19 protein-coding genes, 1 tRNA gene and 1 pseudogene are annotated in these 20928 nt (G+C 66.2%); 17 read left to right on the top strand and 4 right to left on the bottom strand.

Going from position 1 to position 20928, the window contains the following annotated elements; translation table 11 throughout:
- Positions 1–20: 20 nt before the first annotated feature.
- Together HQ308_RS16955 and HQ308_RS22715 are read left to right on the top strand one after the other, a co-directional pair.
- Positions 21–1835, top strand: coding sequence for a molybdopterin-dependent oxidoreductase (locus HQ308_RS16955; protein ID WP_261776213.1), 1815 nt, complete (start codon positions 21–23; stop codon positions 1833–1835).
- Positions 1836–1850: 15 nt separating this feature from the next.
- A pseudogene (locus HQ308_RS22715) lies at positions 1851–2261 on the top strand (molybdopterin dinucleotide binding domain-containing protein); the annotation flags it as partial.
- Here HQ308_RS22715 and HQ308_RS16950 read toward each other — a convergent pair.
- Positions 2180–4024 carry a bifunctional diguanylate cyclase/phosphodiesterase gene (locus tag HQ308_RS16950; RefSeq protein WP_222647292.1) on the bottom strand — a complete coding sequence of 615 codons (1845 nt, stop codon included), beginning with the start codon at positions 4022–4024 and terminating at the stop codon, positions 2180–2182. The pseudogene HQ308_RS22715 and the gene HQ308_RS16950 sit on opposite strands and share 82 nt — an antisense overlap.
- Positions 4025–4265: 241 nt before the next feature.
- Here HQ308_RS16950 and HQ308_RS16945 point away from each other — a divergent pair, with 241 nt between their 5' ends.
- The 4 genes from HQ308_RS16945 to HQ308_RS16930 all read left to right on the top strand — a co-directional run bounded on the left by HQ308_RS16945 (position 4266) and on the right by HQ308_RS16930 (position 9496).
- Positions 4266–4673 carry a PAS domain-containing protein gene (locus HQ308_RS16945; RefSeq protein WP_222630450.1) on the top strand — a complete coding sequence of 136 codons (408 nt, stop codon included), beginning with the start codon at positions 4266–4268 and terminating at the stop codon, positions 4671–4673.
- A gap of 69 nt (positions 4674–4742) precedes the next feature.
- The gene (locus HQ308_RS16940; RefSeq protein ID WP_051613357.1) at positions 4743–5465 is read left to right on the top strand and encodes a hypothetical protein; all 723 of its coding nucleotides are present in this window, start codon (positions 4743–4745) and stop codon (positions 5463–5465) included.
- 22 nt (positions 5466–5487) lie between these two features.
- Positions 5488–7593: an Rv1355c family protein gene (locus tag HQ308_RS16935; protein ID WP_222647290.1), complete on the top strand. Its 2106-nt coding sequence runs from the start codon at positions 5488–5490 to the stop codon at positions 7591–7593.
- A 73-nt stretch (positions 7594–7666) separates the two neighbouring features.
- A complete protein-coding gene (locus HQ308_RS16930) occupies positions 7667–9496 on the top strand; it encodes a bifunctional diguanylate cyclase/phosphodiesterase (protein WP_261776212.1) in 1830 nt (609 codons plus the stop codon).
- A 3-nt stretch (positions 9497–9499) separates the two neighbouring features.
- Here the strand turns inward: HQ308_RS16930 and HQ308_RS16925 are convergent, their stop codons facing one another.
- Positions 9500–9646: a hypothetical protein gene (locus HQ308_RS16925; protein ID WP_197027787.1), complete on the bottom strand. Its 147-nt coding sequence runs from the start codon at positions 9644–9646 to the stop codon at positions 9500–9502.
- 67 nt (positions 9647–9713) lie between these two features.
- Between HQ308_RS16925 and HQ308_RS16920 the strand changes: the two genes are divergently transcribed.
- Positions 9714–9787, top strand: a tRNA-Ile gene (locus HQ308_RS16920).
- 34 nt (positions 9788–9821) lie between these two features.
- On the opposite strand, the gene HQ308_RS16915 is transcribed toward HQ308_RS16920, so the two are convergent.
- Positions 9822–10718: a site-specific integrase gene (locus HQ308_RS16915; RefSeq protein WP_261776211.1), complete on the bottom strand. Its 897-nt coding sequence runs from the start codon at positions 10716–10718 to the stop codon at positions 9822–9824.
- A gap of 268 nt (positions 10719–10986) precedes the next feature.
- On the bottom strand, positions 10987–11739 hold the full coding sequence (locus tag HQ308_RS16910) for a helix-turn-helix domain-containing protein (RefSeq protein WP_222647280.1): 753 nt from the start codon (positions 11737–11739) through the stop codon (positions 10987–10989).
- Between the two features lie 117 nt (positions 11740–11856).
- Here HQ308_RS16910 and HQ308_RS16905 point away from each other — a divergent pair, with 117 nt between their 5' ends.
- The 10 genes from HQ308_RS16905 (at position 11857) to HQ308_RS23000 (ending at position 20908) form a co-directional block, all read left to right on the top strand.
- Positions 11857–12057 (top strand): AlpA family transcriptional regulator, encoded by a 201-nt coding sequence (locus HQ308_RS16905; RefSeq protein WP_261776210.1) that lies wholly within the window; start codon positions 11857–11859, stop codon positions 12055–12057.
- A gap of 91 nt (positions 12058–12148) precedes the next feature.
- Positions 12149–12712 (top strand): hypothetical protein, encoded by a 564-nt coding sequence (locus tag HQ308_RS16900; protein WP_222647276.1) that lies wholly within the window; start codon positions 12149–12151, stop codon positions 12710–12712.
- 11 nt (positions 12713–12723) lie between these two features.
- Entirely contained in the window at positions 12724–12975 is a 252-nt protein-coding gene (locus HQ308_RS16895; protein ID WP_222647274.1) for a hypothetical protein, read from the top strand.
- Positions 12972–13304, top strand: a complete 333-nt coding sequence (locus HQ308_RS16890) for a hypothetical protein (protein ID WP_222647272.1) — start codon at positions 12972–12974, stop codon at positions 13302–13304. The genes HQ308_RS16895 and HQ308_RS16890 overlap by 4 nt, the downstream gene beginning before the upstream one ends.
- 161 nt (positions 13305–13465) lie before the next feature.
- Entirely contained in the window at positions 13466–13672 is a 207-nt protein-coding gene (locus tag HQ308_RS23090; protein ID WP_222647271.1) for a DUF6011 domain-containing protein, read from the top strand.
- An 11-nt stretch (positions 13673–13683) separates the two neighbouring features.
- A complete protein-coding gene (locus tag HQ308_RS16880; protein WP_222647270.1) occupies positions 13684–14385 on the top strand; it encodes a bifunctional DNA primase/polymerase in 702 nt (233 codons plus the stop codon).
- A gap of 245 nt (positions 14386–14630) precedes the next feature.
- On the top strand, positions 14631–15593 hold the full coding sequence (locus HQ308_RS16875) for an AAA family ATPase (RefSeq protein WP_222647269.1): 963 nt from the start codon (positions 14631–14633) through the stop codon (positions 15591–15593).
- Positions 15590–15889 (top strand): hypothetical protein, encoded by a 300-nt coding sequence (locus HQ308_RS16870; RefSeq protein ID WP_222647268.1) that lies wholly within the window; start codon positions 15590–15592, stop codon positions 15887–15889. The genes HQ308_RS16875 and HQ308_RS16870 overlap by 4 nt, the downstream gene beginning before the upstream one ends.
- A complete protein-coding gene (locus tag HQ308_RS16865; RefSeq protein WP_222647267.1) occupies positions 15886–16146 on the top strand; it encodes a hypothetical protein in 261 nt (86 codons plus the stop codon). Before HQ308_RS16870 ends, HQ308_RS16865 begins: the two co-directional genes overlap by 4 nt.
- A 418-nt stretch (positions 16147–16564) precedes the next feature.
- Positions 16565–20908 (top strand): transglycosylase SLT domain-containing protein, encoded by a 4344-nt coding sequence (locus tag HQ308_RS23000; protein WP_308115799.1) that lies wholly within the window; start codon positions 16565–16567, stop codon positions 20906–20908.
- Positions 20909–20928 lie beyond the last annotated feature (20 nt).

The following is a 20928-nucleotide window of genomic DNA, read 5'->3' as shown; positions in this document are numbered from 1 at the left end:
ACGCGACTAGCGTGCGTGGAATGACCTCGGCTGGAACCACCCGCACCGCCCACGGCACCTGCACCCTCTGCGAGGCCATGTGCGGACTCGAGTACACGGTGACCGACGAGGGTGTGCAGTCCGTCCGCGGGGACAAGAAGGATCCGTTGTCCCGCGGACACATCTGCCCCAAGGCGACCGCGCTCGTCGACATCCTGAACGACCCCGACCGTGTCCGCCGACCGCTGCAGCGCACCGAGTCGGGGTGGCGCGAGATCGGGTGGGACGAAGCGGTGGACCTCGTGGCACGACGCCTGTCCGCCATCCGTGACGAGCACGGCGCCGACGCCGTGGGTGTCTACGCGGGCAACCCCAACGTGCACAGTCTCGGCGCCATGACCCACGGCATCCCGTTCCTGTCGATGCTGCGCACCCGCAACCGGTACTCCGCCACGTCGCTGGACCAGTTGCCGCACCAGCTGACCAACATGTTGTTCTACGGGCATCAGCTCCGTCAGCCGATCGCCGACATCGACAACACCGACTTCTTCCTCGTCCTGGGCGCCAACCCGATGGCGTCGAACGGATCCATGATGACGGTGCCCGATTTCGGGAAGCGGGTGAAGGAACTGCGCGCACGGGGCGGGCGCATGGTGGTGATCGACCCGAGGCGCACCGAGACGGCGGACGTCGCCGACACCCACCACTTCATCCGTCCCGGCACGGATGCTCATCTGCTGCTGGCGCTCGTTCACGTCGTCCTGGCCGACGGCGCCGCTACCCCCGCCCCGTACGTCGACGGCGTCGAGGGTGTGACCGAGGCGGTGGCGGCGTTCACGCCCGAGGCCGTGGCACCTCTCACCGGTATCGACGCCGACGTGATCCGCGCGCTGGCACGCGATCTCGCGAGTGCCGGATCGGCCGCGGTCTACGGCCGGATGGGTGTCTCCACCCAGGAATTCGGCACCGTGTGCCAGTGGGCGGTGCACGTCCTGAACATCCTGACCGGCAATCTCGACCGGGTCGGCGGCGTGCTGTTCACCGATCCGGCCGTCGACCTGATCGCGAACAAGATCACCGGCCGCGGTCATTTCGACAAGTGGCGCAGCCGGGTACGGGATCTGCCCGAGTTCAGTGGCGAGCTCCCGGCGTCGACCCTCGTGGACGAGATGACCACCGACGGGCCCGGGCGCGTCCGCGCCATGGTCGTGGCGTCGGGCAACCCGGTGCTGTCGATGCCGGGCGGCCCCCGACTCGACGACGCGTTCGCCGGGCTCGACTTCATGGTGTCCTTCGACATCTACGTCAACGAGACCTCACGCCACGCCGACATCATCCTGCCGTCCACGGTGGCCCTCGAGCGGGACCACTACGACCTGATCTTCTCGACGTTCGCGGTGCGGAACACCGCCAAGTTCAATCCGGCCGTCCTGCCGAAAGAGGCCGACGCGCGCCACGACTGGGAGATCTTCCGCGATCTGAGTCTGCGCTACGCCGCCGTCCGCCGCCGCGGAACGCGTGCGCGGACCCTGGGTCGGGTGAACGCCGCGGCCGTGGTCCGTGAGGTGCGCACTCGGCTGTCCCCCGCCCGAACGGTCGAACTCCTGCTGCTGCGCGCTCGCGGGGTCACTCTGCGGACACTTCGTAAGAACCCGCACGGCACCGACCTCGGTCCGCTGCGTCCCGGTCTACCGGGCAAGCTGCTCACCCGCGATCGGCGTATCGGTCTGATGCACGACGTGATCACCCCGGACATCGACAGACTGCGGAGCGCTCTACTCGCCGCGACGCCGTCCGCGGACGGCGAACTGCTCCTGATCGGGCGCCGCCACGTTCGCAGCAACAACTCGTGGTAGCACAACGCGCCGCGTCTCGTGAAGGGCAAGCCGCGCCACGGTCTGCTGGCACATCCCGCCGATCTCGACCGTCTCGGCATCGCCGACGGGGACACCGTCGAGGTCGTGTCCGCCGCCGGCTCCGTGCGCATCGAGGTGACGGCGAGCGACTCGGTGATGCCCGGCGTCGTGAGCATCCCGCACGGTTTCGGGCATGACCGCGACGGTGTGCGACTGACGGTGGCCCGCGACGTCCGCGGACCGAGCGTCAACGACCTCACCGATCCGGACCGCGTCGAGGGCGTCGCGGGAAATGCCGTCCTCAACGGTGTCCCGGTGACGCTCCGGCTCGTCGGGACCGACGATCAGGACACGTCGAGCAGCCGGGTCCCGTCGACGAGCAGCGAGCGGAGGGTGGGTTCGTCGACGGGCGGACAGATGGCGTGACCCTGCGCGCGGTGGCAGCCCAGCTCGACCAGAGTGCGCGCCGCCGTGGACGTCTCGACTCCGTTGGCGACGACGTCGAGCCGGAGTGACCGAGCAAGTCCGATCATGACCGAGACGAGCGCACGATCGTCGCCGTCCACGCCGAGCCCGTCGGTGAAGTGCCTGTCGATCTTGAGCACGTCGAGCGGCAACCTCTTGAGATGCAGCAGTGACGAGTAGCCGACACCGAAGTGGTCGATGGCCGTCCTGATTCCCTTGTCGCGCAGGGAGGTGAGGGCTGCGCCCGATCGCGCCACCGAATCCACCACCGCGACCTCGGACAGCTCCAGGCAGAAGCAGGCCGGGTCGATCCCGTGGGTCCGCAGGACGTCCGCCACCTCCTGCGCGAAGTCGCGCACGGCGAGGTGGACCGGTGAGATGTTCACGCGCAGAACCAGGTCGGTGCGACCCGTGGCGTCCCGCCAGCTCACATACGCCCGGCACGCCGCATCGATGACCCAGCGCCCGAGTTCCGGGGCGAGGTTCGCCGCGTCGGCGATGGGCACGAAGACGTCGGGCCCGAGCATGCCGCGGGTCGGATGCGGCCAGCGGACGAGAGCTTCCACTGCGGTGATCTCACCGGAACGCAGGTCCACCTCGGGTTGGAAGTGCAGCACCAACCGGTCGTGAGAGATGGCATGGCCCAGCGTCAGCTCGACGTCGGTCCGCAGGTCGTTGGTCGCCGCGATCTCGTCCGAGTAGAGGACGACGCCGTTGCCACCCGACGACTTCACGTGCAGCGCCGCCTGATCCGCCCGGCGCAGCATCTCCGACGGATCCGCGGTTCCCACGGCCACGCCGATACTCGCGGTGCGGGTCACCCTGTCGTCCCCCACCACCATCGGCTCGGCGACCACCGACCGGACCATCTCCGCACGCTCCGCACCGTCCTCGGCCGTGGGCGCACCACCGAGGACGACGACGAACTCGTCCCCGCCGAGCCTCGCCACCACGTCCCCGTCCGGCAGTCGGCGGCGGATGCGGTCCGCGACGGTGCGCAGGAACTCGTCACCCATGCGATGGCCGAGGAAGTCGTTGAGAGCGGCCAGCCGGTCGATGTCCACGAACAGCACGCCCACCGCGGTGCCGTCGGCGGCGCGCCCGTCGAGCAGCTCGGTCAGCCCGTGACGGTTCATCAGCCCGGTCAGTTCGTCGATCATCGCGGTATGACGCAGTTCGTTCTCCGCGGCCACGCGCCTCTGCACCTGGGCGAGCATCGCTCCGACCGCAGTGACGGCCTCGAGCTCCTCCGCGGTCCACTCGCGGTCGGCGAATCGAACGAAACCCAGGACGCCCAGGGTGCGGCCGTCGCCGACCAGGGGTACCGCGACCATCGTGGTCGCCGGAACCCCTGATGCGTCCTTCACCCGGTCGCGGTAGTTCTCGGGCTGATCGCTCGGCCTGTAGATCTCGACCTCGGTCTGGCTGCGCGACCGGGCGAACACGGGATCCGCTCTGTCGAAGTACACGACGCCCAACGGATCCGGGTCGGGAACGACGGGCCGCGGGGGCCACTCCGCGACGAGAATCGACGCGTCGATGCGCTCGTCGTTGTGCCGGAGAAAGCACGTGTCCATCCCGAAATCGGTGGACAGGTCTCGGAGCAGCGCCCGGTACGCCTCGACGACGTTCGCGGAGTCGGCACCGAGCAACCGCGTCGCCAACTCGGACACGAGCGTGTTGAGGGGCCGCCGGACACTCGTCCGACCTTCCATCCGATCCATGACTTCTCCTGAAATCCCCTGATCGGCCCGATGCCCCCGCACGGCCGTCACCACCCCACCCGGTCGATGCAGCGTGTCGTACTCGCAGCTCGAGGCATCTTCCGCGCATTCTGATCAACATCTGATCCGAAAATGCAGTGACCTGCAACTCATGACATCACACATAAAAACCGACTCTTTACCGGTTTTGCCTCAGTTGCACCGTGGCAGAACCGTAAGTCACTGTGCCACTATCGGTCCCATGTCGGACCTGGTATCGATGAATACGTCAGCGAGCCCGGTCACGGCTGCCCCTGACCTCTCGTCCCTGTACTACCGAGTCGTGCGGTCCGACCGGGCGACGACGCTGCACGACGGCTCCGGCGCTCTCGCGTTCTACAACTCCGCGTGCAGCAACCTGCTCGGCTACGACTCGGGCGAGCTCGCGCTGCTCGGATCGTCCGCAGTGCTCCATCCTGCCGACACCGAGGCCCTCGCCGATGCGACCGCGCGGGCGTATGCCGCCCTCGACGGCTCGGCCGACGCTCGGCTCCGGCTGGTCCACAAGGACGGTGGGGCCGTCGAGGTGGATCTCGAACTCTCCCGGGTACAGGTCGGGGACCGTCGATACCTGCTCGTCGAGTCGACACCGGTCGCCCCCGCGGCCTGACTCGTCGAGCCGGAGGCACGACCGCTGAACCCCGGTGGACGACCATCCCGAGTACAGGAGCGCCAGACCATGACGGCCCCGCCACTCTCGACCACGCACACACGCCCCACACACGCCTTCGGGTACTACGACGATCCGGTGTTCGAGTGCACCGTGGTCGCCACCTCCCCCACCTCCCGCCCGGATCTGTGGCGTCGCTACCTCGAAGGTGCACGCATCAGTTACGAGCGGCACGACGTGTCCGTCGCCCTCGAGTACGACACCATCCGCGACGGGCGGAACACGACCATCTTTCTGTGCGCCCTGGATGCGTCCGGGCGCATGCTCGCCGGCATCCGCGTCCAGGGTCCGTACGAGCACGCCCGTCAGACGCACGCCGACCTGGAGTGGCAACGGAACCCGTTGGCGCGGAACGTCTTGCGAGACGCTGTCAACGACCGTCTCCGCGAGGGAGTCATCGAGCTCAAATCGGGCTGGGTGGATCGTGCAGCGCCACGCGACAAACGTCTCGTCGACATGATCGCGCACGCAGGACCGCTGGCGTGCTCGTTGCTCGGGGTGCGTTTCGCACTCTCCACCGCTGCGGACCATGCCGTGTCCATGTGGCAGAAGTCGGGGGCCGTGGTGGCCGATACGATCGACCCCACGCCGTATCCGGACGACCGCTACAGCACGAGGGCCCTCTGGTGGGATCTGAACACGTTCCGAGAGACCGCTCACGCGCATCACGCTCGACGGATCGACGACGCGGCAGCGCAACTGGTCCACACCTGGTCCACGGGAACGACATAGGCCCGACACGAAGGAGCGACTCGTGACCGATGCGCTGACAGGCTCTGCTGCACTCGTTCTCGATCCACACTCGGAGAACGATCGAGCGGTCGTCGAGTCTCTGCTCGGCGACGGTGTGACCGTCGTTCTCGACACACTCGACGCCCAGGCACGGGGACTGTCCGCGCTGGTCCCCCGGCCCGATGACGACGTTCTGGACGAATCCCCTCGCTGGGTGCACTATCCGTGGCGCCGCACGCTCGTCCGCGTTCTCGGGCCTCGCGGGTTCCGGCGGCTCCGGCTCGACCGCAACCGCAACAAGATCACTGCCGAGGAGCAGGACCGGTTCGGCGCGGCGAAGATCGGCGTCGTGGGTCTCAGCGTGGGGCACGCGGTCGCGCACACCCTGGCCCTCGAGGGACTGTGCGGGGAATTGCGGGTCGCCGACTTCGACGAGTTGGAGCTCTCCAACCTCAACCGGATCCCGTCGACCGTTCTCGACCTGGGCGAGAGCAAGACCGACATCGTCTCCCGGCGCATCGCCGAGCTGGACCCTTACCTGTCCGTGCGCGTCGAAGCACGCGGCATCACCGCCGACACGGTCGACGACTTCCTGGACGGCCTCGACATCGTCGTCGAGGAATGCGATTCCCTCGACGTGAAGGTCCTGCTGCGTGAAGCCGCCAAGCGGCATCGCATCCCGGTGATCATGGAGACCAGCGACCGCGGACTTCTCGACGTGGAACGGTTCGATCTCGAGCCCGATCGTCCGATCTTCCACGGCGCCGTCGGCACTCTCTCGTCGGGCGCCCTCAGCGGTCTCAGCACGCGCGACAAGGCACCCCACGTCATGTCGATCCTCGGTGCATCCGACGTGTCCGCGCGGTTCGCCGCGTCCATGGTCGAAGTCGACCGCACGATCTCGACGTGGCCGCAGCTAGGGAGCGACGTCGCTCTGGGAGGGGCGACGGTCGCAGCGGTGGTGCGGCGCATCGTGTTGGGCCTTTCCATACCGTCCGGTCGCACCCGTGTCGACGTCGACGGCGCTCTCGACACCCTCGGAACGACCGAGAGCGCCCGGGACCCCATCGACGAGCCGGCACCGACGACGGCGCCCACGACACCGACCTCGGTCGTGGACTCGATGGTGGAGGCCGCTCGGCGCGCACCGTCCGGCGGCAACGTTCAGCCGTGGATCGTGACCACGTCCGACGACGTCGTCACGATCACGCTCGATCCTCTGCGCACCACCGGTCTCGATGTCGCGCACCGCGGGAGCCGAATCGCCCTGGGCGCCGCGGTGTTCAACACTCGGGTCGCCGCGGCCCGAGCCGGACTCACGGCGGTGCCGACCGTCGTCGACGAGGGGGACGGTCGCGTACGCGTCGACCTGACACTGGCGCGAAGGCCGGACACTGCCCTCGCTCCCCTCCACGAGGCCATGATGCGGCGTTCGACGAACCGTCATCCGGGCACACCGACCGCACTGGCCGACGAGGTCGTGCGCGACCTGCGCGCGGCGGCTGCAGCGGAGGACGGCTCAGCGATCGTGATCACGGATCGGGCGGCGCTGTCCGAGATCGGCGAGATCCTGGCGGAATCGGACCGACTCCGCTACCTCACCACCACGCTGCACGCCGAGATGATGTCCGAACTGCGGTGGCCCGGAGACGACGACCCGGACACCGGTATCGATGTCGCCACTCTGGCCCTCGACGCCACCGACCTGGTCAAGCTCGACGTCGCCCGACGACCCGACGTGATGCGTCTTCTCGCGGACTGGGACACCGGCACGGCGTTGGGCGACGACACGCGCGATCGGATGGCGACCACGTCCGCGGTACTCGTCGTGTTCGCGCCGGGAACCACCGGCCGCGATCACGTCGTCGCCGGCGGTGCAGTGGAGCGTGCGTGGATCACGGCCGAGTTGCACGGTCTGGCAGTACATCCCGTGTCTCCCGTGTTCCTCTACGCCTCGGAGGAGCACGAATTCGACGCTCTGTCCCCGCGTTACGCCGAGCGACTACGCGCACTGCGTCACCGCTTCCTCGATACCGCTGGTCAGCCGCCAGACAAACCGGTCGGCCTCGTATTGCGACTGTCTCACTGCGCAATTCCCGCCGTTCGGAGTCGGCGTCGACCTCGCTGACGGCGCCCTTCGCGGTACAGTCGGCTGAACGAGTGCAGTCCAGCGCTCCGCAGCCACGCGAGGAGACCCGACGTTGGAGCGCCGTCCGAGCTTCGACGTGCTGGTGACCCGTGTGGCGACCCATCTGATCGGCGTCAACGCCGCCACGGTCGGTGCGGGCTACGAGAAGGTCCTCTCGAATCTCGTCGACTACTTCGACGTGGACGCCGCCTATCTCCGGCATCACGACGCGCAACGCCGTGCCACCGTGATGGTGGCGGAGTGGCCCGCTCGTACCGACGTCCCTGATCCCGACCCACTGGGGACCGTCACCTTTCGTGACGCCGACCCCGTGTTCGCCGCGACGGAGCACCTCAAGGAGCCGCTGCTCTTCCGCCCCGATCCCGCCATGGAGGACTACCGCCGACGCGTCGAGAGCGCCTCGGGTTACCAGAGCATCTCGATGGCATCGGTCCCGCTCGTCACCCGCGACACGACGACCGGAACCCTGGGGTTGGTCGCGTCGGGCGACCGCGAGTGGTCCGACGAGGAGGTCGAGGCGCTGAAAGCGATCGCCACCCTCTTCTCCCAACTGCAGGCTCGGATCGACGCCGAGGAGCACCTGCGGTGGGCCGCCACGCACGACGCGTTGACGGGGTTGCTCAACCGGCGGGGTGTCTCGGAGCTGCTGTCCGGTCGACTCGCCGGGGGCGGTGACGCATTCGCGGTGCTCTACTTCGACCTCGATCGCCTCAAGGCCCTGAACGATTTCCTGGGGCACTCGGCCGGTGACACGTTCCTCCGCACGGTCGGTGCACGGCTGCAGCGGCATTCGGACGCGGACACTCTTCTCGCACGGTGGGGCGGCGATGAGTTCGTGGTCGTTCTTCCCGGTCCGATGACCGAGGACGACGCGTACGCCGAGGCCTGCCGCATTCTCACCGTGGTGACCGCACGGGTCGACATGGCGGGCGAGTACGTCTCACGGACCGCCAGTATCGGTGTCGCACTGGGCATCCCCGGCAGCGGTACGGTCGATTCGGTGATCGCGGACGCCGACCAGGCTGCGCTGGCCGCCAAGACGGCCGGGGGCAATCAGGTCTCGCTGTTCAGCTCCGAGATCCGCGAACGCAACGAGTTGCAGAACGACATCGAGCTGCATCTGCGCGCAGCGATCGAGGGCGAGTCGTTGCTCCTGCACTTCCAACCCGAGATCGACCTCACGACAGACCGCATCACCGCGGTCGAGGCCCTGGTGCGGTGGCAGCATCCCACGCGGGGCATGCTGCCGCCCGTCGAGTTCATCGCCATCGCCGAGGCCGTCAACCTGGCCACCGACCTCGGACGGTGGGTTCTCCACACCGCGTGCAGAACGTACGCGTCGTGGCGCTCGACGTTGGGAACACTGGACATCGCACTGCGGGTCAATGTGTCACCCGCACAGTTGGTCTCGCTCGACTTCGTGCACACCGTACGAGAGGCGTTGTCCCGGTACTCCCTCGAGCCGCAGTACCTGTGCATCGAGATCACCGAGGTGGCGGTGGTCCACGACATCGTCCTGGCCGCACGGGCTCTGCGCGACATCCGTGCACTCGGGGTACGCGTGGCCATCGACGACTTCGGCACCGGGTACAGCTCGCTCTCGCATCTCAAGACGTTGCCGGTCGACGCGGTGAAGATCGATCGCGAGTTCGTCACCCACCTCGCGACCAGTAGGGACGACCGCGCGATCGTCGAGGCCGTCACCGCCCTCGCTCGGGCCTACGACCTCGACCTCATCGCGGAGGGGCTAGAGGACGTCGACGCCCGTGCCGTGTTGCTGGAACTGGGGTGCACGCGAGCGCAGGGGTACCTCTACGCCCGCCCCCAGCCCGCCGACGTCGTCCTCGAGATGCTGCGAGTCGGAACGCTCACACCGAGCTGAACGTCAGCCCTCCGCCTGATCGGGCTGCGTTCCGGCCGCGTCGTCCAGTTCCGACGGGTCCGCGTCGGGGTCGCGCGAGGAGTCGTAGGGCCTCTCCGAGGAGGTCGAGGGTTCGTCGGACACGGGCGAGTCGCCGTTCGGTTCGGTCATGCGGCACGCGTACCCGCGGCCGCCGTCGCTGATCCCGCCCAGGTATCGTGAGCGCGCGTCAGCGCCGGGGGCGGTAGCTCAGTCGGTTAGAGCCGTGGACTCATAATCCATTGGTCGCGGGTTCGAGCCCCGCCCGCCCCACGTCAGGCCCGGTTTCTCGAAACCGGGCCATCGTTTATTCATCGCTTATTGCGGTCGCCCTGTCGAGCATGTCGGCCACCTCGACGTGCTGCCGGCCGCGGGTCCAGTACTTGTCCTGCGTCATGCTCACCTGCCGATGTCCCAACTGGTCGGCTCCGACACGAGCGGACAAACCCTCGGCATCGATCAATGTGGCGAGCGTCTTCCGGAACGAGTGTGTCGTGATTTCCGACAGGCCGAGCTCGTCACGTACCGCCCGCCACTGCTTCCCCATGTTGTTGGGATCCCGCAGAGTCCCGACCGTCGACGGGAAGACCACGCCGAGGTTGCCGATGCTGGGCTCCTTGGCACGCGCCTTCAGCATGTCAAGCGCGAACTGAGGCAGGACGAGGGTTCGCAGTCCGGAGGCAGACTTTGTGGTGCTCAGACGGGCGAGCCCCTCCCCCTTCACGCGGACGACCTTGCCGGTGATCGACACGGTGCGGGCCACGTCGTCGACGTCCTCCCAGCGAATCGCGAGAAGTTCGGAACGCCGGACGCCCGTACCCAGCAACAGGGTGAACGGGTCGACGAGGTCGTGCTGCACGCAGAAGTCCGAGTTACGGAGGGCGTGTAACAGGCTCGGCAGCGACACTGTCGGGATACTGGGTGCACCCTTCGCCGGCTGGCTCGATTCGATGCGACCCACTTCGTTGACGGGATTCGCGTCGAGAACATCGGCCAAGACAGCAAGGCCGAGCGCACCTCGGAGAACCGTCTTTGCCTGGCGTGACATCGTGGCGCCGTGAGCGGCACTCATCAACTGCAGAGCTCCGTCGATCTTCCCCGCGCGCGCCTCAACCACGCGCACACCCGCGAGGAACTTCTCGAGCTTGTCCACGGCAGTGGTGTAGGTGGTGATGGTCGCGGGCGATCGGTTCTTCTCCGCCAACCGGTCGACGTAGACCCGACACAACGCTATGACATGGGTTCGCCCCGTGACGTCGTTACCCGTCGATGGCCGACGACGTTCGTCGAGGGCGTCTAGAAGCGCCTCCTCGGCTACGCGGCCGCGCTGATCTCTCACCCCCGGCGGAGTCCTCCGCTCGACTAGGCGGACGACACCGTCGTCATCGCGGAAGCGGCACCGAGCGAGCCAGATTCCCCCGCCCAGGTCGCGACGACTGACGCGGCCGCGCTGTCCGATGCGGAGTGGTGGCCTACCTGCCATCGAGTTCCTCAAAGGTTATGCCGTCGATAACTACATGCGCTGCATTATTGTGGTAAGAGAAACGCACATTTGGGTATTTCTCTGCGAACTGGCCCAACAACGAGACCTCCTCGAATTCAGACGCTTGGGCATGATATTCGTCCATCAATGCTGAGTCGGGATCTTCAGGGGGACCGTCGTGCGTTTGGTACCACTCAACGTCCGGATCAACGATCCCCAGCAAGCCATACGCTTTGTCGCGGTCCTCGCCGGCTGAATTGAGCGGCCCGAACTCGTCGAACGGGTTCTCACGCAGAGCACTTCCCAAACGCTCGACGAAAACAACAGGGCTGGCGTGAACAACAAACGAGGCTGCAGCATCCGCCTTGAGGGCCATTGTCGCAATTAGAACAGACAATAAGCTATTGGCCGCAGCTATTGCGCTTTCGGCGTTCTTTTTCGCAGCCAGGGATTCGTTTCTTTTGATTCTGAGCTGATGGGATTTTCTTTCCAGCTCGGACAGTGCGTTTTGCTCAGTTGACAATTCCTTGGGGTCCACTCCCAATGCCGACGCCACCGAGATCCCCTCAGTCCAGCGCAAGGGGCGTAGCCCCGACTCGACCCTCGACAGGACTGAGCGCGTCCATGTGAGTCCAGCTTCCTTCAGCATCAGCAAGAACTCGTCCTGCCTCAGGGCACGTTGCTGACGGAGGTCGGCAATCCGTTGTCCCACCACCTGGTCCGCGGTCATCTTCTCGGTCACCCACGGAGCGTACGACACCTATCCGACACGTTCCGCACATGACTGCTTGCGGTATCGGAGAATCCGTGGTGTTCTGTAATGGCACACGGCGATGTGCGGAAACGGATGGAGGTTGAGATGGAAATCAGCAGCGACTACTGGCTGACACGGCCGGAGGTAGCGGAGCGTCTGCGGATCGCAAACAAGACGATCGCGATGTGGGCGTGCCAAGGCACGGGGCCGAAGTTCGCCAAGTTCAACGGACGTGCGCGCTACCGCATGTCGGACGTCATCGCGTGGGAGAACGCCCAGTTCGGAGACCAGCCGGGGGCAGCGTGACGACGCCGGTGCATCTCAGAAAGAACGCCCCCGAGCCGGCGGCAACCGGCATCGAGGGCTTGAACCAGAACATCCCTACCAAGGAGATCCGATGAGAGACACAATAGCTGAGACCACCGACAGTATGGAACCGGTCGATCTCGACGCCGGCCTCACCGAGTTCGAGCGCGACTGGCTCGACGATCACCCGAAGGTGTCCCCCAAGAGCCCCTACGGGCGCATCTCGGAGCGGCAGTACTCGGAGCGCACATTCTTCGAGAACGACGAGGTCCTCAGCACCCTCTACCCCGACGTCGAAGTCCCGGTATGGCATACCCCGGACGCTGACTACACATGGAAGTTCCCGGCGCACTGGGCGTTCGTCAGCGAGGAGTACAGCGTCAATCTCCGCCGCGAACCGGGGACTCTGCGTCACGGCGGATTGGCAGCGGCCCAGTACATCGTGCGGCTCGCGCAGCAGGTGAAGGACCGAGATCCGATGATCGAGTGCTGGCTGAAGGCTGACGGACCATCCGAGGAGGACGGTGAGACAGTCAGGGGCCGCGTCAGTCACTCCCTGGTACGCCTCGACCTCAAGGAGGCCGTGGAGGTGGCCAACCTCCTCCTGCTGCTCGTCGACGTCGCACGTGATCCCGCCGGCCAGGGTGGCGAGTGATGTTCAGCGTGATGGACGACATGAACACTGACCCCGTGCAGGTCACGACCAACCGGACGAGTACCGAAGTCAGGATTCGTTGGGGTGCAACAACGGTGAGGCTGAGCGTTGAAGAGGCCGTCGACCTCGTCGACGCTGTCGCGTCTGTTCTGGCGACTCAGCCCAGGTTGTTGGCGCCGACAACCTCCCCGACATGCACAAAGGCCATCGGTCGCGACGAGGCCGCTGTTCGCGCCGCCGCTGAGATCCGGGAGGCGCTGTGAGCGACGATGCGGACTACATGCTGGTGGGCGAGAACGGCGTCCCGACGGGGTTCGTCGACCTCGATCAGATCACCATCGATGCCACCGTATTGATGTACCAGCAGGCCGCGGTTGCCGGGGACGATGACGCAGTAGATGGCGTGGTGCATGAGTTCATGGCCGGAAGGTCCGCGGACGAGATCGGCTACATCACCGCTGCCGCCCTGTCGCTGATGACGAGGCACATCGTTGCGCCACTGCTCGACGTGGCCGATCAGGCGGCCCCGCAGTTCAACTTCCGGGCCAAGTTGGTCGAAGCATGGGACAACGCGATCGAGGCCCTGAAATGACCACAACAGAGTTCGCACTCTCCGTCGTCGTCCTGACCGAGAACTTCGTCCTGATGCTCGCCGGGTTCGGCTGGTACCGCGAAAAGCACTGAGGCACAGCACAACGGCGGGGCTCCGCCATCCCGGAGCCCCGCCGCACGACCTCGAAAGGAACCAATTACATGATACCTCCGATCGACCCCGACGAGCAGTTCGAAAAGGTCGTCGACCCTGCTGACAGGCTCTTGAACGCTGCGCTCCGCAGCGGAACTTTCCGGCTCGCGTCGCAATGCACTGCGTGCGGTGCGTGGCTCGTAAACCCCGTGTCCATTCGCAGGCACCTCGGACCCCGATGCGCCAAGCGTGCGCAGGACGGGAGTGCGGCGTGATCCCCTGCGGCATGCTTGATCGTGGCTTCGCGATCGGCCCCCTGAACGGCAAGCGAGCGTTTCTGCCAGGTGGGTTTCACTCGTTCTCTGCCGACCGTGACGTCATCGCAGCGCAGGCGCGGCGGTATCCGCACGCGAACTGGGGAGGAATCCGGGCCGGCGTCGTCGTGCTCGACGAGGACCCCCGCAATGGGGGCGATCTTGACGCTCTGAACCTGTCTGTACGGACCCTGTTGGTGCGCACTGGTTCGGGTGGGCGACATGCTTATTTCGAGCACTGGGGACCACTCAGGGGGAAGGTTGCCCATCACAACGGCATCGACATCAAAACGTGGCAAACCGGATACACGGTAATGCCCGGGGGGGTACATCCCGAGACCGGTGAGTTGTACCGAGTAGAGGTCGACGCCGACATCGCGCCGCTTCCACAAGAGCTGCTCCCGCTTGTCGAAGCATCCACCTACGTACCGCAACCCACAGTTGTCAGCCCACAGCGCCGCTCGAACGGACTCGTGGACAAGGTCGCCTCCGCGCACGGGGGTGGACGCAACGCACTCACCTTCTGGGCCTTCTGCCGCGCCTACGAACGTGGAGGGGAGCAGTCCCTCGTCGACGGGATTCGAGATGCCGCGCTCGGTACTGGCCTGCCCGAGCACGAGGTCGACACGTGCATGCGGTCGGCTCGACGAACCGTGGTGCGGGTGAGCGCCTGATGGACGCCAAGCCGTACCCGACACCCGCCGATGTCTCACACATGTCCGGACCTCGGCGCGAACGCCGCCGAACACGGGCTGGCCGGCCCACTGACGGGACCACGGTTCCCGGTTCCCGCATAGGGGGTCGGGAACCGGGAACCGCCGTCGATACCTCGGGAACCGCATCTAGTTCCGCAGTTCCCGGAACCGACCCGGAACCGAGCGACCAGGGGCTTTCGTTAGTTCCCGGTTCCGCACCCTATGTGCGGGAACCGGGAACCAGCCCCTACGTCGACATCGCAGCCCTGCTCGACGGGGAACTACCGGAACCGCCTCGTCCGACGGTTCTCCGTAGGACCGATGGCAACGCCATCACCTACGAGGGTCAGGTCAATCTCATCTTCGGCGACCCCGAGTCGGGCAAGACTTTCGTCTGCCTTGCCGCGGCCGTCGAATCGCTGATCGACAGCGGTCGGTGCATCGTCATCGACCTCGACCACAACGGGGCGCCCGCCACTGTCAGGAGATTGCTCAGCCTCGGAGCACCACTCGCGGCGCTGAGGGACCCCAGCCGGTTCCGGTACACCGAACCAGAAGACCGACTCGAGCTCATTCAGGTCGTCGAGGACATGAAGAAGTTCAAGCCGACTGTCGCCGTCATCGACTCCATCGGAGAACTGCTCCCTCTCTTCGGGTCGAACAGCAACTCCGCCGATGAGTTCACCGCTGTACACACCAAGGTCCTCAAGCCGCTCGCTCGCACCGGCGCCGCCGTCTTGGCAATCGACCACCTCGCCAAGGGATCCGACTCGCGCTCCCAGGGACCCGGCGGTACCGCAGCCAAGCGTCGAGCGATCGGTGGGGTCTCGCTGCGAGTGAAGGTCAAGGTCCCGTTCACTCCCGGCAAGGGCGGGTCCGCGGTTCTGACGATCAACAAGGACCGACACGGTGGTGTCCGACAGTTCAGCCCGGTCGGCGACCACGAGCCGGTGGCCGGCACTTTCACGCTGACCGCCCTCGACGACGACCAGCTTGTGTACCGGGTCATCGCACCGAACGCTGATGAACGCAACGAGGACGAGAACGCCCCCGCCGCAGACGTCAAAGAGATCGAAGCGCTCGACCCGCCGCCCAGGACCGTCGACGAAGCACGAGAACGGTTGCAGTGGCGGAAGGACCGAGCCGCCCGAGCGATGCGCACGTGGCGCGAACGAGAAGCCTCGTGAGTGCCACATGGGCGGACTTCGCCGCCGCTCTCGCCGAGGCCCCGTCACTACCGGGAGCACTGTGCCGCGGACAGCACCACCTGTTCGACGGGTGTGACTTCGAGGCCGGGGAGACCCGGACGGAGGCCGCTGAGCGCCATGCTGTTGCCGCTCGCATCTGCAGTGTCTGCCCGGAGCTGGCCCCCTGCCGAGCGTGGTCGGGTCAGTTCTCCTATCCGCTCGCTCACGTCATCGGCGGACGAGTTCCCGCCGCCCGCCGCCGCACAACCGACACACCAACCCTGGAGGAATCATGAACAGCAGAGCATTCGACGTCATCTCGGACGACGACACCCGCCGCGCCGCGGCGATCCTGCAGCACGCTGGCCGACGGGACGCCACCGGCATCGACGCGGTGGTGGAGGAAGCCGTCGAACGGGGACGGCTGGTGCACCTCGTGTTCGCACAAGCTGTGCTGTCGCAGACGTTGTTCCCTACCCTTGCGTCTGAGTACGGCATGGGGTGCATCAACTCCTACATCGGACGCGTTGCGGCGCGGGGTACCGATGACTAACCCGCCGTTGCAGCGCTTCGGGTCGGCAGTCCTGCTCCAGGGGGACGCGCTTCGAGCCGCCTTCATCCTCGCCGCGATCGGTCTCACCAAGCTGGAGCGCGACGGCCGACGGCCTTCACCCGGTGAGCGCGAATTGATCTCGGTCATGGAAGCGGCGAACGCCCAGGGCCAGCACGAACGAAGCCGCGACGTCGTCGTGACCTCTGTTCCGGCAACGTATCTCATTGACACAGCGGAGGCATCCGAGATCCTCGGATGCACCCGCAGAAACGTCCAAAGGATCGCACGATCCCTGGACGGTCAGCGTTCACGGCCTGGGAACACGTGGACGTTCGATCGGAGAATTGTTGTCGCGTACCGGGATTCGGAGGCGGCAGCTTAGACCTACCCGGAGGTCCCATTGGCCGTCAGTTACACGGTGAGCAGCGCGAAGCTCCCCATCGTCCCCGATCTGACGGGGTTCCACCGCAAGGTCAAGACCCTCATCCGGGCCGAGCGTGTCGACGCACCGGTGATGATCACCCCGGACTTCGAGAAGTTCCGACCCAAGCTCGAACAAGGCCTCGGCCGCTACCGGGCGTCCATCGGAGTCCAGGTCAAGCCGGACTTCTCGGGCTTCAACAGCGAGCTCCGATCATTCACCGGCGCGCACAGTGGACACGCCGTCACGGTGCCGGTGGATCTCGATCTCACTCGAGCCCGAGCGCAGATGGGCGCGTTTCGGGCCGAGATGGGTCGAGGCCTCACCGCCTCACTCGACCTCGACATCACCGCAGCATTGGCCCGCATTGCCGCTCTGCGCGCCGCGGCCGACGGTATCGGCGGCTCGGCCGGCGCAGGAGGTGCGGGATCGGGACTGCGGTCCGTTGCCGGAGGAGCGAAGTCCATCGTTCCCGCAGCCGGACTCGCCAAAGCCGCGCTCCTGGGACTCGCTTCGGTCAACCTGATCCCGCTCGTCGGTCAGCTGGCCAAGGCTGCCGGGGTCATTGCGCTTCTCCCGGCAGCGGGCGCGGCGGCCGCATCCAGCCTCGCTACCGTCGTCATCGGTTCCACCGGTGTGTTCGACGCATTCTCGGCAGGGTCGAAGGCTGCCGAGGCAGCCTCGACGGATGCCGCGGCGGCATCGAAAGTGCAAGCCTCCGCAGCCAAGCAGGTCGAGTCCGCAGCCCGCGGTGTCACCGACGCCCAGGCAGGTGTCACCCGCGCTGAGCGTGGTGTGGCGGACGCCCAGAAGCAGTCTCAGCGTGCGCAGGAAGACCTCACGCAGGCCCGCAAGGACGCCCAGGAGCAGATCGAGGACCTGAACCTCGCGCTGAAGGGGTCCAGCCTCGACGAGCGCGACGCGGAGCTCTCCCTTCGTCGTGCGCAGCAGCGGTTGGCTGAGTTGGGCAAGGACGGTCAGCCCGTCACGATGCTCGACTTCGACGAGGCCGTTCTCGGGGTCGATCAGGCGAAGCAGCGCATCGAGGAGGTGCGTGAGCGCAACGCCGACTTGAAAGCGGAGACGGACGCGGCGAACAAGGCCGGCGTCGACGGTTCGCAGCAGGTGGTGCAGGCGCAGGAAGCTGTGGCGGACGCTGATCTGCGGGTCGTCGACGCCCGCCAGTCCGTCGTCGACGCTCAAACAGCAGTGCTCGACGCGCAGACGGCACTCACCGACGCACAGAACGCGGCAGCATCTGCTACCACCGGGGCAGCCACCGCAGCCGACAAGTACTCCGAGGCTCTCGCGAACCTCGCCCCCAACGCCAGAGACTTCGTCGAGCAGACCCGCAACCTGGGCGGCGCCTGGAAGGACCTACGCCTCGAGATCCAGGACAACCTCTTCGACGGACTGGGCACCTCGATCACCGAGCTCGCCGATCGGTATTTCCCCACCCTCCGAACCGGACTGGGCGGCATCGCCACCGAGATCAACGGTGGCCTGCGTCGTTCCCTGGCGGATCTCAGTTCCGAGTCCTCCGCCCTCGACTGGACGAAGATCTTCGAGAACACCCGGCAGGCCATTGGCCCTCTCCTTGATGGGTTGAACGACCTGTGGGGTTCGCTGACGAACATCGCCGCGATCGGGTCGGAGTTCCTGCCTGGTTTCGGTGATTCGTTCTCGAACGTGATGCAGGAGTTTCGTGAGTTCACCGAATCGGAGTCCGGGCAGAACAAGATCCGCGACTTCATCCGCGAGTCGATCGACGCACTGAAGGACTTCATCCACATCGGCGGCCAGGTGATTGAACTGGTACGCAACATCTTCCGCGGCTCTGACGAGACCGGCAAGGGAATGCTCGACGGCATCTCCGCCACCCTCGACCGATGGAACGAATTCCTCGGATCCGAAGAGGGACAGCAGAAGATGCGCACGTTCTTCGAGGACGTTCGCAACACGACGAACCAGATCCTCGACCTCATCCGACAGGCCAGCGCGCTCGCCGGGCAGCTCGCCCCGCTGATTCCCGTCGTCTCCACCGGCATCCCCAAGGTCGACGTCACACAGCCCTACGCCGGCAACGCTGGAGGACCCAACGCCATCGGCGGCGCCATCGCCCGGCAGATAATCCCGCAGTCCTGGACTGACGAGATCACCGCGTTCGGGGAGCAGATGCGCTCTCAGATGGGCGCCCTCGCCGTCGAGGGTGCCGGCTTGGCCCTCTCGTTCGTCGGTGACCTCACGGTGAAGGCGTCCGGTGCGTGGCAGTCGCTGCAGGACAAAGTGTCAGCAGTCACGACCGGAGTCGGCGGACTGATCGACGTGGGCAAAGCCAAGGTCGGTGAACTCCGCGACGATGCGGCACAGAAGCTCAGCGACATGGGCCTGTCCTGGGACAGTCTCGGATCCGGCATCGGGTCGGTCATCTCCACGATGGTCGACACCGCATTCCCCGGTCTCACCACCGCTTTGTCGGGTGTGCAGACGTTCTTCGGGAACATCGTTGACGGCATCGGCCGGAAGTGGTCGGAGCTCAAGGACCTCGCTGCGACACCTATCAACTGGATCATCGACAACGTCATCAACGGCACCCTCAAGAACGCCTGGAACGCAGTCGCCGCGGTCATCCCCGGACTGTCCCCCTGGGACGGTGTGGCCCGCATCGAGACACCGGAGGCAGGCAAGGGCGCCGGCGTCACCCCCAAGTTCGCCACCGGTGGCATCATCCCCGGTTACACGCCGGGCCGTGACCCGTACACCATCGGTGTGTCCGGCGGTGAGGCTGTCATGCGCCCGGAGTGGCAGCGGGCGATGGGGCCGAACTACATCAACACCGCCAACAAGGTCGCCCGTACTCAGGGCGTCGCCGGGGTGCGGAAGATGCAGCGGGACGCGAACTTCGCGTTCGGTGGTGTCGTCGACGAGTCGCTGTGGAACGCGGTGTCGGGTGCATTCCCCAACGCCACCCTCAACTCCGCGCTGCGCCCCGGTCACTCCGGATACCACGGCAAGGGCCAGGCCATCGACGTCGGCGGCCCGATGCAGCAGGTCGCGGACTGGGCTGTCGGAACCCTCGGTAACAAACTCGCACAGGTCATCTGGGGACCGGGACCGCTGCTGTACAACGTGGGTGGCAACTCGATCACCGACCAGGACCAGCTCCGCAACCAGGTGTACGCGGACGACCTTCCCGGTCACTACGACCACGTCCACATCGCCGCTGATCGCTCCCTCGAAGGAGTCGAAGGTGGTGTCGTCTCCGACGCCGGCGGTTCTGTCGGTGGTGGTGGGATCCTCGGCGCGGTCCGTAACCGTGTCGCCGACCAGGTGGCGGGACTGTTCGAGAAGCCCCTCAACGCGTTGGGTTCGCAGATCCCGGACTTCGGGCCATCGAAGTTCGGGCAGTTGCCGCGTGCGGCGTACGACGAGCTGAAGAACAAAGCTGTGGAGTACGTGCGGTCGAAGGTCGCCGGCACCACCGACGGATCCGGCACTGCTCCCGGTGGTCCTCTCATCGGCACGGCAGATCAGTACCGACCCCTCGTCGAGCGGCTCTTCGACGAGAAGGGCATCGACCGGAAGTACGTCGACAAGTACCTGTACCAGTTGCAGCGCGAGTCGACGTTCAACCCGAACGCCATCAACCTCACCGACTCCAACGCTGTGGCCGGCACCCCATCCAAGGGCATCGCGCAGGTCATCGACCCCACGTTCCAGTCGTACAAGGACCCCGGTCACGAGGACATCTGGAACGCGGAGGACAACATCCGGGCGTCGCTGAACTACCTGCTCCGTGACCCGAAGTTCGGTGGTCGCGGTGTCGCAGCGTTGACTGGCGCCGGCTACGACAACGGCGGCATCTTCAAGGACAACACCATCGGGTGGAACACCTCAGGCAAACCCGAGGCCGTTCTCACCAACACCCAGTGGCAGTTGTTCGACGGGTTCAACAAGAACCTGGGGAAGTTCGCCAACGGGGGTGTCGTCGACCCAAACGAGTACGCACGACAGCGGTTCATGAAGTACGGGGAGCAGGTCGGCGGCATCGTCAAGTCGGCCATCCCGGAGATCCTCGGCATCTCGGGAACCCCGTTGGATCTGACGAACAACCGGTACCTGCAGGCGGCGATGGACACCCAGGCTGCGTTCGCGGCGGCTGCACCCAGTGCATCGGCCAACTACGGATCTGCGTCGCCACCGGCATCGAGCACCGTCGTCGATCAGGCGCGGGGGGTTGTGGAACAGCACACCCACTTCCACGTCTCGAGCATCGATGAGGCATTCCGCAAGCACCAGCTCGAACAGCAGAAGGCCGCTATGGCGTTCGGTGGCCGATGACCACCCGCAGGAAGGACACA

The sequence above is a fragment of the Rhodococcus sp. BP-241 genome, assembly GCF_019836145.1.
Classification (GTDB): Bacteria; Actinomycetota; Actinomycetes; order Mycobacteriales; family Mycobacteriaceae; genus Rhodococcoides.
This window is presented reverse-complemented; position numbering and strand designations above follow the sequence as displayed.

Coding starts and splice junctions, on each gene's coding strand:
- HQ308_RS16895 (WP_222647274.1), top strand. CDS start 12,724: ATGGACGACATGAACACTGACCCCGTGCAGGTCACGACCAACCGGACG.
- HQ308_RS16950 (WP_222647292.1), bottom strand. CDS start 4,024: ATGGATCGGATGGAAGGTCGGACGAGTGTCCGGCGGCCCCTCAACACG.
- HQ308_RS23090 (WP_222647271.1), top strand. CDS start 13,466: ATGATACCTCCGATCGACCCCGACGAGCAGTTCGAAAAGGTCGTCGAC.
- HQ308_RS16955 (WP_261776213.1), top strand. CDS start 21: ATGACCTCGGCTGGAACCACCCGCACCGCCCACGGCACCTGCACCCTC.
- HQ308_RS16880 (WP_222647270.1), top strand. CDS start 13,684: ATGCTTGATCGTGGCTTCGCGATCGGCCCCCTGAACGGCAAGCGAGCG.
- HQ308_RS16900 (WP_222647276.1), top strand. CDS start 12,149: ATGAGAGACACAATAGCTGAGACCACCGACAGTATGGAACCGGTCGAT.
- HQ308_RS16945 (WP_222630450.1), top strand. CDS start 4,266: ATGTCGGACCTGGTATCGATGAATACGTCAGCGAGCCCGGTCACGGCT.
- HQ308_RS16925 (WP_197027787.1), bottom strand. CDS start 9,646: ATGACCGAACCGAACGGCGACTCGCCCGTGTCCGACGAACCCTCGACC.
- HQ308_RS16905 (WP_261776210.1), top strand. CDS start 11,857: ATGGAAATCAGCAGCGACTACTGGCTGACACGGCCGGAGGTAGCGGAG.
- HQ308_RS16865 (WP_222647267.1), top strand. CDS start 15,886: ATGAACAGCAGAGCATTCGACGTCATCTCGGACGACGACACCCGCCGC.
- HQ308_RS16940 (WP_051613357.1), top strand. CDS start 4,743: ATGACGGCCCCGCCACTCTCGACCACGCACACACGCCCCACACACGCC.